This window comes from Streptomyces sp. NPDC016309 (assembly GCF_043077235.1).
Lineage (GTDB): Bacteria > Actinomycetota > Actinomycetes > Streptomycetales > Streptomycetaceae > Streptomyces.
Window position 1 is genome coordinate 602,640 of the sequence record NZ_JBIBSG010000002.1, and the last position, 14,664, is coordinate 617,303.

Genomic DNA, 14,664 nt, shown 5'->3' on the forward strand with positions numbered 1-14,664 from the left:
GGCAGCGCAGGGTGTGGGAGCCCCAGAGGCGGCTGAACTGGCTCCGTCCCAGCATGCGGAGCACCGAGCCCGGGAACAACTGCCGATCTTGTTAGAGTCGTTAACTCAGAGGTTCACGATCCGGGACCGCCGCCCGGCAACCGGATCGGAAGCCGCGCGACGGGGGCGGAGCGGGATGGAACTGCGGGACATAGAGATCTTTCTGACGCTCGCCGAGGAGCTTCACTTCGGTCGCAGCGCCGAACGCCTGAAGGTCTCCCCGGCTCGTGTCAGCCAGGCGATCAAGAAGCAGGAACGTCGCATCGGGGCGCAGCTTTTCGAGCGGACCAGCCGGCATGTACGCATGACTCCCCTTGGCGAAGAGTTGCACCGGAGGCTGAAGCCGGCCTTTGAGGACATCCAGGCGGCCATGGCCGAGGTGACGGCCATCGCCCGTCGGCCTCCCGCCACGCTGACAGTGGGGGTGATGGGTGCGCAGATGCATGAGATGCGCTCGGTCCTCGACCACTTCCGGTCCCGGCACCCCGCCGTCGAACTCCGTTTCAAAGAGGTGTTCTTCAGTGATCCGTTCGGAGCGCTGCGGGCCGGTGAGGTCGACACCTTGGCCGCCTGGCTGCCGGTGCGCGAGCCGGACCTCACCGTCGGCGTGGTGCTGCGCGAGGAACCGCTTCGCCTGATGGTGGCCGCGGACCATCCGCTTGCCGGGCAGGTGACGGTGAGCATGGAAGTGCTCGGCGACCACAAGGTGCCGAGCCTGGCCGGCTCCGTGCCCGCCTACTGGGTGAGCGCTGTCCTGCCGCTCTACACACCGGCGGGGCGCCCGATCCGCCGCGGCCCGTCCGTGGCGACCTTCTACGAGGTCCTCGCCCTCGTCGCGATAGGGGATGTGGTGTGCACTGTCCCTGACGAGGGGCGGCGCTACTACGCACAGCCCGACATCGCCTTTGTGACCATCCACGATGCACCGCCCGTCCAATGGGGCCTGATCTGGCGTACGGACCGCGCGACCCCGCTGGTGCACGCACTCGCCGAGGCGGCGACGGAGCACGGGGCCCGATGGTGCGGTAGGGGCGGGCCCCTCGGCCCGGCCTGCTCCCCTCACGGCGCCGTCGCTGCACCGACCGGAGGCACACCCGAAGCTCCCGGGCGATGACCTTATTGTCGTGATGCCCGGCGAGCATCTCGGCCGCCGCATCCGGATGCCCTCGCGGAACACCCGCCGCTCGTCCGTCAGCCCGCCTCCCTGCGAATACCTCACGCACCAGGCGTACCGCGACGATCACTGTTGTCAGCCCAGGCGACAACACCGCTTCGACCTCAGTCGTTCAGAGAAGAACTCGTCTCTGCCCAGGCGGCCGACGACTCCGTGGGTCCGGCCCAGCGGGCGAGGCGCTCGCCGGTCGCGGCGAGCGCGGCGTCGCCGGCGGCGTGGCCGTGGGTGTCGTTCGGGCCCTTGAAGTGGTTTTTCCGGACTGAGCGGAGGCGGCCAGAATCGAGGGGACGCAGCCGCAGAGCTGGCTGCACGTATCCTCCGAGCCGTGACACCGACATATGTGCTGGACGGCAGGCAGATCAGAACGCTGGAAGACTTCTGGCGAGTCATCGGCGAAGCGATCAACGGCCCCGGGGCTACTTCGGCCGAAACCTCGACGCCTTCGCCGACTGCCTCAGCGGTGGCTGCGGGGCACCCGACGACGATGACTACGTGGTTGAGTGGTGCGACCACCAGGTGTCTCGCCAACATCTCGGCTATCCGGAGACAGCCCGCCAGCTAGAGATTCGGCTGTCACGCTGTCACCCCACGAACCGCCCCAAGGTCGGCGCCGACCTTGCCGCAGCAAGGGAAGAGCGCGGAACCACTGTCTTCGACTGGCTGGTCGAGATCTTCGAGGATCGCGCTCCTGGCGTCCTGCGACTCCGGTGACAGGTTACGAGGACGCCTTGTTCAGCAGGGCTCTCCATGAGGGTGGGGCGAGGTACGGCGTGTTTGGTGGGTAAGCCGCACCTCGTGTGCATTCAGGGTTGTCTGATCTGGGGAATGCCCAAATCAGTGACCCGGGTCTTAGTCCGGGCTCGACACCACGAACGAGCAGGTCGACACCGACGCCGGGGAGGATCGGTCCGTCCGAGGTGGAGACGCTGGAGGCGATGTGGGAGCGGATCGAGCAGGTCGTGCCGCGTCATGAGCCGGCGGCGGCGATCGCCGCGCTGTTCGAGCTGACCCCGCCGCTCGACTCCGACGCGGACGAGGCATGGCGGACCCAGCTCGTCACCCGCTTTGGCACCGTGCGGCCGTTCCTGAAGCTCCTGGTGACGGTGGTCGCTTTCGGCGCCACCCCGGAGGGCCTGCCCGTCCTCACCGCCCTGAAGTCGCTGCCGGATCTCATGGGACGCAAGAAGGTCGGTCCCGCCGAGGTCGACACCGGGCTGCTCACCGGCTCGTGGCGGCGGCTGGTGCTGTCCGCGCCTCATCTGGAGCCGGGCACGGTGGCTGGAAGGCGTACGCGTTCTGCATGCTGGAGCAGCTGCACCGGATGCTGCGGAGCAAGCAGGTGTTCGCGCAGAACTCCTCCAAGTGGGGCGACCCCCGCGCGAAGCTGCTGGACGGAGACGCGTGGGACCAGGCCAAGCCAACCGTGCTCGCCTCACTCAACCTGCCCGCCGAGACCGGTGAGCACCTGGCGGCGCGGGCCGCCCTGCTGGACGGCACCTACCGTGAGGTCGCCGGACGGGTGCCGGCGAACTCCCAGATCGTGTTCGACGACGACGGCCGCCTGCACTTCGCCGCCCTGGAGCCGGAGCCCGAACCCACCTCCCTGCGTGACCTGCGGGAGGCGGTGGAGGCGATGCTGCCGCGGGTCGACCTGCCGGAGGCACTGCTGGAGGTGTTCTCGTGACCGGCGCCGACCAGGCGTTCACCTCGGTCACCGGCGGCGAGGCCCGGCTGAAGGACCTGCACGTGACGATCGCCGCGCTCCTAGTCGCGCACAGCTGCAACGTCAGCTACACCCCGGTCATCGGAGCCGCGGACGCGCTGAAGTACGGGCGGCTGTCCCACGTCGACCAGACCTACCTCCGGCTGGCGACGTATCGGGCGGCGAACGCCCACACTGATCGACTACCAGGCAGCCATCCCGCTCGCGCAGGCGTGGGGCGGCGGCTTGGTCGCCTCCGTGGACGGGATGCGGTTCGTCGTCCCCGTGCCGTCGGTGTACGCCCGGCCCGACCCCAAGTACTTCGGGCGCCGGGGCGGCGCCACCTGGCTCAACATGATCAACGACCAGGCTGCGGGGCTCGGCGGGAAGGTGGTGGCCGGCATCCCACGCGACTCCCTGTACGTGCTGGACGTCCTGTACGACCGCGACGGCGGCAAGCGCCCCGAGATGATTGCACCGACACCGCGAGCTACAGCGACATCGTCTTCGGGTTGCTCACCCTGGCCGGGTTCGCGTACGCGCCACAGCTCGCCGACCTGCCGGACCAGAAGATGTGGCGCATCGACCGCACCGCCGACTGCGGCGCCTCGGACGCCGCCCGCGGCCGGGTCGACCTCGCCCGGATCGAACGCCACTGGGAGGACATCCTCCGGATCATCGGCTCCATCCACATTGGCACCGTGCGCGCGTACGACGTGATCCGGATGCTGTCGCGGGACGGGCGCCCCACTCCGCTCGGCGACGCGATCGCCCACTACGGGCGGATCGCCAAGACCCCTTGCACATCATGCGCCTGGCCGACGAGCCGGGTTACCGAAGGCAGATCAAGAGCGCAGGCGAACATCCAGGAGGGCCGCCACGCGCTCGCCCGGAAGATCTTCCACGGCCGCTCTGGACAGCTCTACCAGCGCTACCAGGACGGTATGGAGGACCAGATCGGCGCCCTGGGTCTTGTCCTCAACGCCCTCGTGCTGTTCAACACGCGGTACATGGACGCCGCGGTACACCAGCTGCGGGCGGACGGCTTCGACGTCCGTGACGAGGACGTGGTACGCCTCTCGCCGTTTGTGAGGCTTACACCAACATGCTTGGCCGCTACTCCTTCCATCTCCCCGTATTGAGTGGCGGCCTGCGGTCTTTGCCCGACCTGGATGCCCGGACGACGAGTGATCGGCTCCGGGGTGAGGCCCACCCGTCAGTGCTGTTCAGCGGCGGGTGGGCGCCGTGAGCCGGCGGCAATATTGCGCCCACCCGTGCCGGCAGGCGGGCTCGGTCAGCACCGCGAATCGTGCCCGGCCCGAATCCGTGCCGGACGGCATGGGGCGCCCATGCTGTCAGTGGGCGGTCCAGCCACCATCGACCGGCAGCACCGCGCCCGTAAGGTAGGACGCCGCTGGGCTGGCCAATAGGACTGCGGCGCCGACGAGTTCGTCGGGGTCGGCCCAGCGTCCCATGGGGACTTGGTGGTCCAGGAAGTCCCGGACATGCGGGTCGTCGTCGACGCCGGCGTTCAGCGGTGTGCGAAAGGGACCGGGAGCCAGCGCGTTGACGCAGATGCCGGTGCCTGCGAGTTCGACGCCGAGGCTGCGGGTGAGTTGGGCCACCGCGCCCTTACTGGCTGCGTAGCCTGCCCGGCCTGCGGCACCGACCAGTCCCAGAGCGCTGGCCAGGGTGACGATGCGGCCGTACCCCGCCTGCCGCATCGCGGGCACAACAGCCTGACAGGAGAGGAAGGTTCCGACGACATTGACGTCCAGGCAGCGCCGCAGCGTGGTGGCGTCAAGCGCACCGAGTGCGCCTCGGGCCTGGATTCCGGCGCTGGTTACGAGCACGTCCAGGCGGCCATACCGGTTGACGATGTCCTGGGCAAGGTCGTGGACCGAATTGTCCTCGGTCACGTCGCAGGACATACCCGCGGCAGTACCTCCGGTTCGGGCGATTATCTCCTTTGCTGTCTGTCTGCATGCCTCCAGCCGTCGGCTGGCCACCACCACTGTGGATCCGGCGAATGCCAGGCCCAGCGCGATGGCCCGGCCGAGCCCGGTTGAGCCCCCGGTGACGAGTGCCACCTGCCCGGTCAGATCGGTCCCTGGGCCGAGGGAACCCCTGGTCACGGGCCGACAGCGAGCAGGAGCCCGCCCGTGATCCGGAGGAGTTCACTGGCGGTGGTCGGGAAGACCGTGCGCGGCGTCCCGGCGGCGGCCCAGAGCTGGGGGTAGTCGCTCAGGGCTGCATCGACCACGGTAGGAAGCGCCTGGGGGTGGCCGACCGGAGCCACGCCTCCGATCGCCTGTCCGGTGGCCTGACGCACCTGTTCCGGGGTGGCGCGCCGGAGCTTGCCGCGTCCCCACCGGGCGGCGAGTGCTGTGGTGTCCACCTTGTGCCGACCGCTGGTCAGGACGAGAACGGGCTCGTCGTCGGAGATGAACACGAGGCTGTTGGCAATTGCGCCCACGTCGCACCCAAGGGCCTCGGCGGCCTCGGCGGCCGTGCGCGTCGACTCTGCCAACTCGCGTACCTGGCCCCTGATGCCGGCCTCAGCGAGGATGCGGGCCACCTCCATACTGCGGACGGGCAGGGATGTGCCCTTCTTGGGCGCCATGTGACTCCTCCATTCAACGTCGCACCGTCGTGCGTTCCATATACGGAACGTTCTGTGTGTGGAACGATAGATCCCTCAAGAGGCCTGGATCAACCGGCCTCTGCAGACGGGAAGGGGGCTTCATGGATCTGGCCGCCAGTGTCGGCTTGCGCTTGCGGGAGTTGCGCGAGGCGCAGGGGATGTCACTGTCCGAGCTGGCGCGCAGGTCCAAGATCGGCAAGGGGACGCTCTCCGAACTGGAGAGCGGCCGGCGCAACCCCACTCTGGAAACGCTCTACGCTCTTACGACAGCGCTCAAGGTGCCTCTGAGTACCGTTCTGCACGATCTCGCGTCTCCCGCCAAGATCTCCGGTCACGCCGTCGAAGCCGTCCTTATTGAGCGGTTCGAGGCTGATACCTCCGTTACGGAGACCTACCGGGTTCGCATCCGCTCCGGAGCGACGCAGGAGTCCGCCGCTCATTCTTCGGGTACGACGGAGCACATCATCGTCTTTGCCGGCATGGCGCGCGTCGGTGGGCTCACCGACTCTGTCCTGGTCGGCCCGGGCATGCACGGCAGTTGGGCCGCTGATGTCCCGCACCTTTATCAGGCACCCGCTGGAGACGTCGAGGCCCTGCTGATCGTGTGCTACCCGCAGTGATGCGCCATCGGTACCGCTGGGCCGACTGCGGTCAGCGCCTGCTGCCGCCGGGCGCGAGGAGGCTGGTGATCTCGGCGATCGCCTCCGACGAGGGATGGAAGTTCGTGCCGACGTTCTCCGGCTTCTTGTGTCGGGCTTCCCTCCTCCTGCCTTGTCGCGGGCCGTTGACTGATGCTCACCCGCCCGGTGCTCGCGGGGCCGGGCCCGTCACGAGATCCACCCGAACCTCGTTGCTGGAGGCATCGTGCATCACCGCTCAGATCTCGCCGTCCTCTCCGGTGCCACCGTGCTGGTGACCGGTGGCGCGGGACTCATCGGCTCCCGCATCAGCACCCAACTGCGGAGCCTCGGGGCCCGCCCGGTGTCCTTGTGCGCCATGAACGCCTACCCCGACCACGTGTACGCCGACCTCTTCGACGTCCACTCCTCGGACCCGGACACGGTCCTGGGCGACGTCCGGGACGCGCCCTGGTCCGCAAGGTCGTCGCCGAAGCGGACTACGTCATCCATGCCGCCGCCCTGGCGGACGTCGCCGCGTGCACCCGCGAGCCGCTGGCCGCGATCGACACCAACGTCGCTGGCACCCAGACCGTCCTGGATGCCGTGGCCGCTACCGACCGCGTGCGCCGCTTGGTGTTCGTCTCCTCCGCCAGCTTCTACGGCGACGGCAACCCTGAGGAGACCGACAGCCCTGTCCTGCTGACCATGCGGCAGTTGCTGGAGTCCGTCCACGGCCGGATCCCGCCCCAGTTCCACGAGTTCACCCGCATGCGGCCCAAGTCCGTCTACGGCAACGCCAAGGCGTGGGGCGAGGAACAGACTGCTCTGGTCCTGGGCCAGGTCGGCACCTCGTACGCGATCGTCCGGTACTTCTCCGTCTACGGCGAACCGCAGACCATCAAGCAGAACTCCCACTCCTGGGTCGTGGCTTGGTTCGCCGCCCGCGCCCACCTGGGCCTTCTTCTGCACCTGAACGGCGGAGGCCACCAGGTGCGGGACCTGGTCAACGTTGACGACGTCGCCGAGGGCACCCTGCGCGCCCTGATCAGCCCGAGGGCGCACACCGAGACGGTGAACATCGGCACCGCGTGCCCACCACCGTGCGCAAGGTCGCCGAGCTGGTGCAGCGCCACTATCCGCACACGGCGTTCCTGGACACGCCGCTGCCGGCCGGTGACCCGCTGGGCGGGTACGCGGCCGTCCGGAAGATGGAGAACGTCCTGGGCTGGAAGCCGCAGGTCAGCGTCGCGGAAGGCGTCGACCGCTACGTGAAGTGGCTCCGCAGCACCCCGGCCGCCGCGCCGGACTGGCTGCGGCAGGCCGCCGCGGTCTAGATGACCGGGGGCGGTCCAGCCGGGTCAGCCGCCATACGGTGCGCCAGTGCATAGGGCGGCGCGGGCCGCCGGAGGTCCTGGCACCTTCGGCGAAACCGCCGAACCAGGCCCGCACACCGGCGAGCGACCGCGTGCGGGCCACGGTCACGCCGATCCACACCCCGAGGTAGAGGGGGACGAGCGGCGCGGGCAGGTGCGGTTTGGCCAGCCAGACCCGGTTGCGGGCCGTCATCCGGTAGTAGACCGCGTGCCGTGCCGGGGACGTTCTGGGGTGCTGGCGGACCAGCTCCGGCTCGTACAGGACGTCCCAGCCCCGGTCGATGGCCCGCCAGGCCAGGTCGGTCTCCTCGTGGGTGAAGAAGAAGGCATCCGGCCAGCTGCCGGTCCTCTCTAGCATCCGCATCGACAAGGCGTGCCCGCCGCCCAGGAACGTGGTCGCATCCACCCCTCCGCCTACATCCACCCCTCGGCAATCATCGGCGACGACGTGATCATCGGCCCCGACGTCAAGGTCCACGAATTCACCACCGTCCGCAAGGGCAGCCTCCTGTGCGCCGGCGCCCAGGTCGGCTTCAACTGCGAAGTCACCGCCGCCTTCGTCGGAGAAGATGCCGTTCTGGGACGCCGGATCGGCATCAACCGGACCATCCTCGGCGCCCGGACCCATCTCTCCGCCAACGTCACCGTCGCCGCCATCAAGATGACCACCGACATGCGCACACCCGACCGGGAAGTCATCACGTGTACCACGACCGGCCTGTACCGAACGGGCACGACCCAGTTCGGGGCCGTGATCGGCGACGACACCCAGACCGGCAACAACATCAGCATCGGCCCCGGCGCGGCGATCGGCCGATGCTGCCAGATCGCCAGCGGCGTCACCCTGGCCATCCGCACCATTCCGGACAACTGCATGGTCACCTTCCCGCACACAGCCGCCGGTCTGGGGATCCGTCACCCCTGTGATGATCGGCGTCGCAGAGCCCCGGTCCCCGCGTTCTGGAGCGGGGCCCAGGCACGTTCCACGGGCCCACCACCCGCCGTAGCGCGCCGGAGATCCGGGCACTGGGAACCGACTTGTCGCCCCCTGCCCGCAGCGTGGTGATGTCGCGGTGCTGGGCGGCTTGGGTGAGACGGGCTGCGGGGCGCTCCCGGGAGAGAGCGCGCCGCAGGGTGCGTGTCTGGCGTCGTACGGCGAGGTACGTGCCTGCCGCGGTGCAGAGGGTGAGAGCCGCTGCGAGGAGGTACGGGTGGGGCGCGGCTCTCACCTCCCTCGGGTGCCGTGAGCGGGGGTTGGGTTTCATCGGGGTGGGCCGCTGGTGTCGTACAGCGGGGCCAGCAGCCGGTAGGTGTCGGCGACGAGCCTCTCGGCCTCGACCACCAGCGGCGGCGCAGGCTCTGGGAGGTACGGCACGGGCCGCTGGCGGGGGCGGCGCTTGCGCCACCGGGACTCGGCCCACGCGTACAGGCCGGACGCGCACATGAGGATGGGGATGAGCAGGGCCAGCAGAATGTCGCGCACGGCGGGGACTCCTTGATGGTGATGGGCGGCCCCGCGCTGGTGTGGGCGGGGTCGGGTGAACAGGTCTTTTGGCCGGCCAGCGGGCGGTTCGCCCGGATGACCTCGGTACGGGCCTTGTCCGCGGTCGCGTTGCCGGCCAACGTCGACTGCTCGTAGCGGCGTCGGCCGGCGTACAGCTCGGCGTACAGCGGACTGTCGTAGCCGGACAGCAGGATGGTTGCCGTGCACGAGTGCAGCGCGGCCGCGAGCTCCTGGTGCTCGTCGTCGTTCGTCATCTCGCACCGGTAGTTGCGGCCCCAGCCGCGCGTCGACCCCAGGTACGGCGGGTCGACGTACAGCAGGACCTTCGGCTGCGCGCCGTACTCGCCGATTAGGTCCAGGGCGGGCAGACACTCCAGGGACACGCCCATCAGCCGCTCGACGGCCGCCGCGAGACGGTCGCGGTAGCCGTCGAGGTAGCCGGGCCGACCAGGCACACCCGGTCAGCGGCGGCCTGCCCCGGCACTCCACTACCTCCATGCTGCTGCTCGCCGACGGCGCGAGCCACTGCCTGCTTGAGGACCAACTAGTCCCGAACCCGCAGGCACAGGCCGACCTGTGCGGCCGCCGGGTGGCCCTGTACGAGCGGCTCATCCGCGAGGGCGGTACCGTCCCTGCGGAAGTCCACCAGTGGATCGCGAAGGACCGGGCCCGGGCCACGGCCCTGCGGGCCACTCCCGGCCACGGGGTCACCTAGGACGAGATGGCCGGCGCGACAGCCCCACCGCACAGAACGGGGACGCCCGGTGAGCGAGCATCAGCCCGCACGGGTCCACCCCGGCCAGGGAGCCAGCCCTGTTCCCTCCGCCCAAGCCGCCCATCGTCATCGCGTCAGGGGAGGTCACCATCCGATGCCGCTGAAAGTGCCCGTGACGCTCACCGTGCCGCCGATCGACCGGCGGTTCACGGCGCACACCGACGGTGCACGGCGGGAGCGGCGGTGACGCGCAAGGTGTAGCCCTGGCCGCGCCGTACGGCCACCCCCTGATCGAGAGCAGCCCGCTCGGCGGGCTCCAGTTCGGTGGTGCGGAGGAAGCCCGCGACGGCCGCGCAGCCGCAGATATCTAGGGGGCGAAGCCCGATTGCGCATGCAGGCACGTTAGGTACGGCTTGTCATGTTCGGGGAAGGCGTTTCGATCGAAACACTTCCTGCACTCGCGTTCGGACGCGAGCGTTCAGTCCACGATACGCAGGGGAGCCAGCGGGACCGGCTCGGGCTCCGGCTGCTTGGGGAGCATGCGGGGGTAGGCGGCCTTCTCGCCGCCCGCGGCCCAGGCCAGCGCACCGAGCACGGTCCGCTGATTCGCGGCCCGCTGCTGCCCGGCCACCCAGGCGTCCTCGACCCGGGTCTGCTGGACGTGGACGTATCGGCTGGCCGGACCACAGCCCGGACATCTTCCCGGCCGAGATGACCAGGCCGTGTTCGGCCAAACTCCGCTGGAGCTCGGAGGCTTTCCAGGTCCCCTTGTTCGCGGCGGTCAGCCGCAGGACGTCGCCTTCGACGTTACCGGTGAGGGACGACGGCCAGGCCCCGGTTGACGGCGAAGCGGATTAGACCACTGCTCGCCGCGGGGCTCGCGGCCGCCACGACGGCGCCGGCGTCGGCCGCATCCTTCGTCGACAAGCGCACGAACGCCTGCACGCCCGGGTGCGGCTACGGCATCGTCGTGAAGTACTGGCACAAGAAGGGCTCCGCCCAGCGCGGGGTGGGCTGGGTGTACACCTCCAAGAGCTCGACGACCAAGGGGCACACCTACTACGCCCGCTGGCTCTACCAGAAGCCCGGCAAGCCGATGAAGGCCGCGACGAGCTGGACCAAGGGCCCGACGGTCGGCGACTTCAACGAGGTCTCCTGGGGCAGGGACGGACACACGGGCCCGCAGTTCCCCCCCAGGAACACGAAGGTCTGCATCCAGTACAAAGGCGCCGCCAAGCTGTGCCGCACCCTGGGCTAGCCTGCTCCGGCCATCCCCGCCGGGCGACGGCGGTGTGCAGGTCGATCCTGGCCAGCAGATCGTCCAGGTCGGAGGCAGTGAACTTCCACTGGAACGCTGTGCCGTGGCGTTGTAGCGGTCTTCGAAGACTCGGAGCCGGTCCCCGACCTGGGCAAGGTCGGTGAAGCCGTTGGGCGCCACGACTTTGCGCTGCACGACGGAGAAGAAGATCTCCACCTGGTTCAACCAGGAGGCGTGCACCGGGGTGTGGACCAGCACGGCGTTCGGGAACGCGGCGACAATGCGGTCCGCTGCGGCCTTGCCGCAGTGGGAGGAGCCGTTGTCGACGATCCAAAGCACGCGCTTCGCGCTCGCGTAGGGCTCCTGGCTCATGACTTGGGCGACCGGGGTCATGAACGGGGCTATGCCGGTGGTGGCCTCGCAGCGGCCGAACACTGTGGCCTGGTGGACGTCGAAGGCGGCCAGGTAGGCCAGTGCGCCGCCGCGCCCGTACGTGTGGTTGACCCGCATCGCTCTCGCCTGGCCGGGCACGAGGCTGGGGTGGCAGCGGCAGCGGGCCTGGATGGAGGTCTTTTCGTCCGCGCTGATCACGTACTCGTCCACGCCGAGCGGCTCGCCGTCCCAGGTGCGGCCGTACAGATCCAGGACCCGGGCCGCCTTGGGCCGGAAGTCCGGGTCGGTGATGAAGATCCACGAGCGGTGCTGCCAGGGTTTGATCGCGTCCTGGTCGAGCCAGCGGCGCACGGTGGAGGCCGACAGGAAGGGTGCGATGCCGCGCTCGACGGCCTCGCGGGCCAGTTCCGGGCACGACCAGCGCGACAGCGGCGCGCCGGCCTCGGCGGGAAGCTGGCAGGCCAGCGCCTTGACCTCGGCGACCTGCACGGGGGTGAAGTGGGCGGGACGTCCGGTGCGCTTGCGATCGGCCAGTCCCGGCAGGCCCGGGTTGGCGAACCGGCCCCGCCACGTGCGCACGGTGTCCACGTGTACTCCGACCTCGACGGCATTGCGCGCGTTGGACCTGCCCCGAGCCGCCCGGAGCACGATCTGCGCCCGCGCCCGGTGCTCGGTCTTGTGGCCCCAGGCCGCCTTCTTCCGGTGCCGCTCGGCGGCGCTCAGGACTATCGGGCGCGCGGTGGCAACAGGCAAGGCAGTGCCGATCAGCAGAAGTGGATCACGAACGGCCGCAGCCTGCCGCATCCGCTTTCCCCCTGGGCCCGGCCCGTGCTAGGGGAGCGGGCCCTGGCGCTCACGGGGATTCCGGCGGGCGTCGATATCGAGCGGGCGGCTCAGGAGAGTTCGTGCCGAGTGCCGTCGGCGACGGCGTGGAGCTTGTCGGGGTTGGCCACGTTGTGGATGGTCGAGACGCGGCCTTCCGGGTCGAAGTCGAAGGTCAGCGTGGCGATCACGCGGTCCGGGCCGCGGAAGACCACGCCCGGGCCGCCGTTGATCCAGGTGAGCTCTGCCCGCATCTGCCCAGGCCCGATGCCCTGGTAGGTCACGGTGCCGAGCGCGGCGAACCAACGGGCCACGGTCTCCAGGCCGACGACCGGCTTGAGGGCCTGGCGGACCTTGCCGCCGCCATCGGTCCACAGCGTCACGTCCGGGGAGAGCAGCTCCATGAGGATGTTGATGTCGCCGCCCGTCACCGCAGCGAAGAAACGCTCGGTGACGTCGCGTTGGCGGGCGCGGTCCGCGGTGAAACGAGGTCGGCGGGCCTGGACGTGCTCGCGGGCACGGTGCGCGGCCTGCCGGACCGCCGGCTCCGAGCGTTCCACCGCGTCCGCGATCTCCGCGTAGCTGAAGGCGAAGACCTCCTTCAACACGAAGACCGCGCGCTCCAGGGGGCTCAGCGTCTCCAGGACGACCAGCAGGGCCATGGAGACCGAGTCCGCCATGGCGACGCCGTCGGCGGTGTCCGGGCCGGTGAGGATCGGCTCGGGCAGCCAGGGCCCGACGTATGTCTCGCGCTGGTGGCGGGTCGAACGGAGCCGCTCCATCGACAGGTTGGAGACGATCCGGGTCAGGTAGGCCTTGGAGTCGGCGACCTGGGAACGGTCAGCCGCCGACCACTTGAGCCAGGCGTCCTGGACCACGTCCTCGGCGTCGGCGGCGGAGCCGAGGATGCGGTAGGCGACGGAGAAAAGCAGGGTGCGGTACTGCTGGAAGGCGAGCTGGTCGGGGCTGGTCTGCTGCGGCTGGGTCACTTGGCGCTCCGTGTCCGGGTGTAGCGGCCGCCGTGCGGCCAGAACGCACCTGAGGCAGGCATCTTCTTCATGCGGGCGAAGGTCGGCCACGGCGCGGCGGTGACCGTCTCCTTGTACTTCGCGGCTCGCTGGCCGGTCAGCACGAGCCGGCGCGGACTGTCGTCGGGGTGGGTGAACTGCACGACGGCGTCATTGCGGCCCAGGCTGACGGGTGTGTGGTAGTAGCCGAAGCGGAAGGGCTTGGGCTCCTTGCCGGCCAGCACCCGTAGGATCGAGAGGGCCGCGTGCACACCGGTGGGCATACCGCCCTGGCAGGTCCCGTGCATCACGCCGTAGCCCTGACGGATCGCCGCCGCGTCGCCCACGGCGTAGACCTCCGGGTGGGAGACCGAGCGCAGCGCACTGTCAGTGACCACACGGCCGCGCTCGTCGACGGTCAGGCCCGCGGCGGCAGCCAACGGCGAGACGCGAGTGCCGCTGGTCCACAGCACCGCGGCCGCCGGGATGCCGGAGCCGTCCGCGAGCTCGACGCTGTCCGGCAGCACCTTGGCCACCTCGACGCCGCTGAGCACCCGCACGCCGACCCGGGCGAGCGCCGCGTCCAGGTAGGCTTTGGCCTTCGGGTGCATGCTCGCGCCCGGCTCCTGCCGGCCCAGCAGCACCACCTGGAGCTCTGGGTGCCGCTCGGCGATCTCCGCGGCGGCCTCGACACCGGTGAGGCCGCTGCCGCCGACCACGACGGTCCCGCCGTCGAGCCGGGTCAGCCGGTCAGCGAGGAAGCCGGCGTCCTGCGGGCTGTTGAGGGTGTAGGCGTGGTCGTCCACGCCGGGGACGGCGACGGTGTCCGCGATGCTGCCCAGGCCGTAGACCAGGGTGTCGTAGCGCAGGACCCGGTCGTCGTCGATCCGGACGGTCTTCGCCTCGGCGTCCACGGCTGTGACCCAGCCGCGGACGAAGGCGGCGCCGGTGCCGTCCAGCAGCTCCGGGATGTTCATCTCGGCCGTCTCCTGGCCGGTGGCGGTCATGTGCAGTCGGAGCCGCTCGGTGAAGTTGACGTAGGGGTTGACCAGCGTCACTCGCAGGTTCCCACGCTTCCTGGTACGGGCCGCGAGCTGGATCGCGGCCGAGAGCCCGGCGTAGCCGGCACCCAGGACCAGGACCTCGTGCTGCTGCGCTGCTGTCGCATTCATCGCTCTGCCATCTCTATTCGTGTCGGTTGTTCCCGCCGTGCGGACGACCACCAGACGCAAGCTGCCCTTCCGTTCGTGACATGGAGCTGATGCGACCTGCGTCACATCGCGAAGAGAGAACGGGCGCGCGGCGTCAGCACCCCAAGCGCCGCGACGCAGCATTCAACCATGATCGAACTGGCCCCGCGCGGGAACTGACGAGCCAACAGGAGCTGCAGGTCGGCGGCAGGGCTTGGTGCCT

Annotated in this window: 13 protein-coding genes and 6 pseudogenes; 9 read left to right on the forward strand and 10 right to left on the reverse strand. The window is 69.8% G+C overall.

Annotation, left to right across the window (positions count from 1 at the left end; genetic code table 11):
• The first annotated feature begins 175 nt into the window (after window positions 1-175).
• Window positions 176-1,153, forward strand: a complete 978-nt coding sequence (locus ACF068_RS07450; protein ID WP_392273198.1) for a LysR family transcriptional regulator — start codon at window positions 176-178, stop codon at window positions 1,151-1,153.
• 180 nt (window positions 1,154-1,333) lie between these two features.
• Here ACF068_RS07450 and ACF068_RS07455 read toward each other — a convergent pair.
• Window positions 1,334-1,464 (reverse strand): annotated as a pseudogene (locus tag ACF068_RS07455) (diguanylate cyclase domain-containing protein); the annotation flags it as partial.
• A 74-nt stretch (window positions 1,465-1,538) separates the two neighbouring features.
• Between ACF068_RS07455 and ACF068_RS07460 the strand changes: the two are divergent.
• From ACF068_RS07460 to ACF068_RS07475, 4 genes and pseudogenes are all read left to right on the forward strand, one after another.
• A pseudogene (locus ACF068_RS07460) lies at window positions 1,539-1,924 on the forward strand (barstar family protein).
• A gap of 589 nt (window positions 1,925-2,513) precedes the next feature.
• Entirely contained in the window at window positions 2,514-2,897 is a 384-nt protein-coding gene (locus tag ACF068_RS07465; RefSeq protein WP_392273199.1) for a hypothetical protein, read from the forward strand.
• Window positions 2,894-3,046 (forward strand): annotated as a pseudogene (locus ACF068_RS07470) (Tn3 family transposase); the annotation flags it as partial. The gene ACF068_RS07465 and the pseudogene ACF068_RS07470, both read left to right, overlap by 4 nt.
• A 115-nt stretch (window positions 3,047-3,161) precedes the next feature.
• A pseudogene (locus tag ACF068_RS07475) lies at window positions 3,162-4,057 on the forward strand (Tn3 family transposase).
• Window positions 4,058-4,270: 213 nt separating this feature from the next.
• On the opposite strand, the gene ACF068_RS07480 reads toward ACF068_RS07475, so the two are convergent.
• Together ACF068_RS07480 and ACF068_RS07485 are read right to left on the reverse strand one after the other, a co-directional pair.
• Window positions 4,271-5,050, reverse strand: a complete 780-nt coding sequence (locus ACF068_RS07480) for an SDR family NAD(P)-dependent oxidoreductase (RefSeq protein ID WP_392273200.1) — start codon at window positions 5,048-5,050, stop codon at window positions 4,271-4,273.
• Window positions 5,047-5,538 carry a YbaK/EbsC family protein gene (locus ACF068_RS07485; RefSeq protein WP_392273201.1) on the reverse strand — a complete coding sequence of 164 codons (492 nt, stop codon included), beginning with the start codon at window positions 5,536-5,538 and terminating at the stop codon, window positions 5,047-5,049. Before ACF068_RS07485 ends, ACF068_RS07480 begins: the two co-directional genes overlap by 4 nt.
• 122 nt (window positions 5,539-5,660) lie before the next feature.
• Between ACF068_RS07485 and ACF068_RS07490 the strand changes: the two genes are divergently transcribed.
• Window positions 5,661-6,179 (forward strand): helix-turn-helix domain-containing protein, encoded by a 519-nt coding sequence (locus ACF068_RS07490; RefSeq protein WP_392273202.1) that lies wholly within the window; start codon window positions 5,661-5,663, stop codon window positions 6,177-6,179.
• Window positions 6,180-6,350: 171 nt separating this feature from the next.
• On the forward strand, window positions 6,351-7,451 hold the full coding sequence (locus tag ACF068_RS07495) for an NAD-dependent epimerase/dehydratase family protein (RefSeq protein WP_392273203.1): 1,101 nt from the start codon (window positions 6,351-6,353) through the stop codon (window positions 7,449-7,451).
• A gap of 69 nt (window positions 7,452-7,520) precedes the next feature.
• On the opposite strand, the pseudogene ACF068_RS07500 reads toward ACF068_RS07495, so the two are convergent.
• Window positions 7,521-7,955 (reverse strand): annotated as a pseudogene (locus ACF068_RS07500) (glycosyltransferase family 2 protein); the annotation flags it as partial.
• Here ACF068_RS07500 and ACF068_RS07505 point away from each other — a divergent pair.
• Window positions 7,926-8,618: a transferase gene (locus ACF068_RS07505; RefSeq protein WP_392273204.1), complete on the forward strand. Its 693-nt coding sequence runs from the start codon at window positions 7,926-7,928 to the stop codon at window positions 8,616-8,618. The pseudogene ACF068_RS07500 and the gene ACF068_RS07505 overlap by 30 nt on opposite strands.
• A 195-nt stretch (window positions 8,619-8,813) precedes the next feature.
• Here the strand turns inward: ACF068_RS07505 and ACF068_RS07510 are convergent, their stop codons facing one another.
• The gene (locus ACF068_RS07510) at window positions 8,814-9,035 is read right to left on the reverse strand and encodes a hypothetical protein (protein ID WP_392273205.1); all 222 of its coding nucleotides are present in this window, start codon (window positions 9,033-9,035) and stop codon (window positions 8,814-8,816) included.
• Window positions 9,036-9,552: 517 nt separating this feature from the next.
• Between ACF068_RS07510 and ACF068_RS07515 the strand changes: the two genes are divergently transcribed.
• Window positions 9,553-9,771 (forward strand): hypothetical protein, encoded by a 219-nt coding sequence (locus tag ACF068_RS07515; protein ID WP_392273206.1) that lies wholly within the window; start codon window positions 9,553-9,555, stop codon window positions 9,769-9,771.
• A gap of 478 nt (window positions 9,772-10,249) precedes the next feature.
• On the opposite strand, the gene ACF068_RS07520 is transcribed toward ACF068_RS07515, so the two are convergent.
• From ACF068_RS07520 to ACF068_RS07540, 5 genes and pseudogenes are all read right to left on the reverse strand, one after another.
• On the reverse strand, window positions 10,250-10,402 hold the full coding sequence (locus ACF068_RS07520) for a hypothetical protein (RefSeq protein ID WP_392273207.1): 153 nt from the start codon (window positions 10,400-10,402) through the stop codon (window positions 10,250-10,252).
• 37 nt (window positions 10,403-10,439) lie between these two features.
• Window positions 10,440-10,562, reverse strand: a pseudogene (locus ACF068_RS07525) (XRE family transcriptional regulator); the annotation flags it as partial.
• Entirely contained in the window at window positions 10,553-12,226 is a 1,674-nt protein-coding gene (locus tag ACF068_RS07530; protein ID WP_392273208.1) for an IS630 family transposase, read from the reverse strand. The pseudogene ACF068_RS07525 and the gene ACF068_RS07530, both read right to left, overlap by 10 nt.
• 89 nt (window positions 12,227-12,315) lie before the next feature.
• Window positions 12,316-13,233: an RNA polymerase sigma-70 factor gene (locus tag ACF068_RS07535; RefSeq protein ID WP_392273209.1), complete on the reverse strand. Its 918-nt coding sequence runs from the start codon at window positions 13,231-13,233 to the stop codon at window positions 12,316-12,318.
• Window positions 13,230-14,423, reverse strand: coding sequence for an NAD(P)/FAD-dependent oxidoreductase (locus ACF068_RS07540; RefSeq protein ID WP_392273210.1), 1,194 nt, complete (start codon window positions 14,421-14,423; stop codon window positions 13,230-13,232). Before ACF068_RS07540 ends, ACF068_RS07535 begins: the two co-directional genes overlap by 4 nt.
• Window positions 14,424-14,664: the final 241 nt, after the last annotated feature.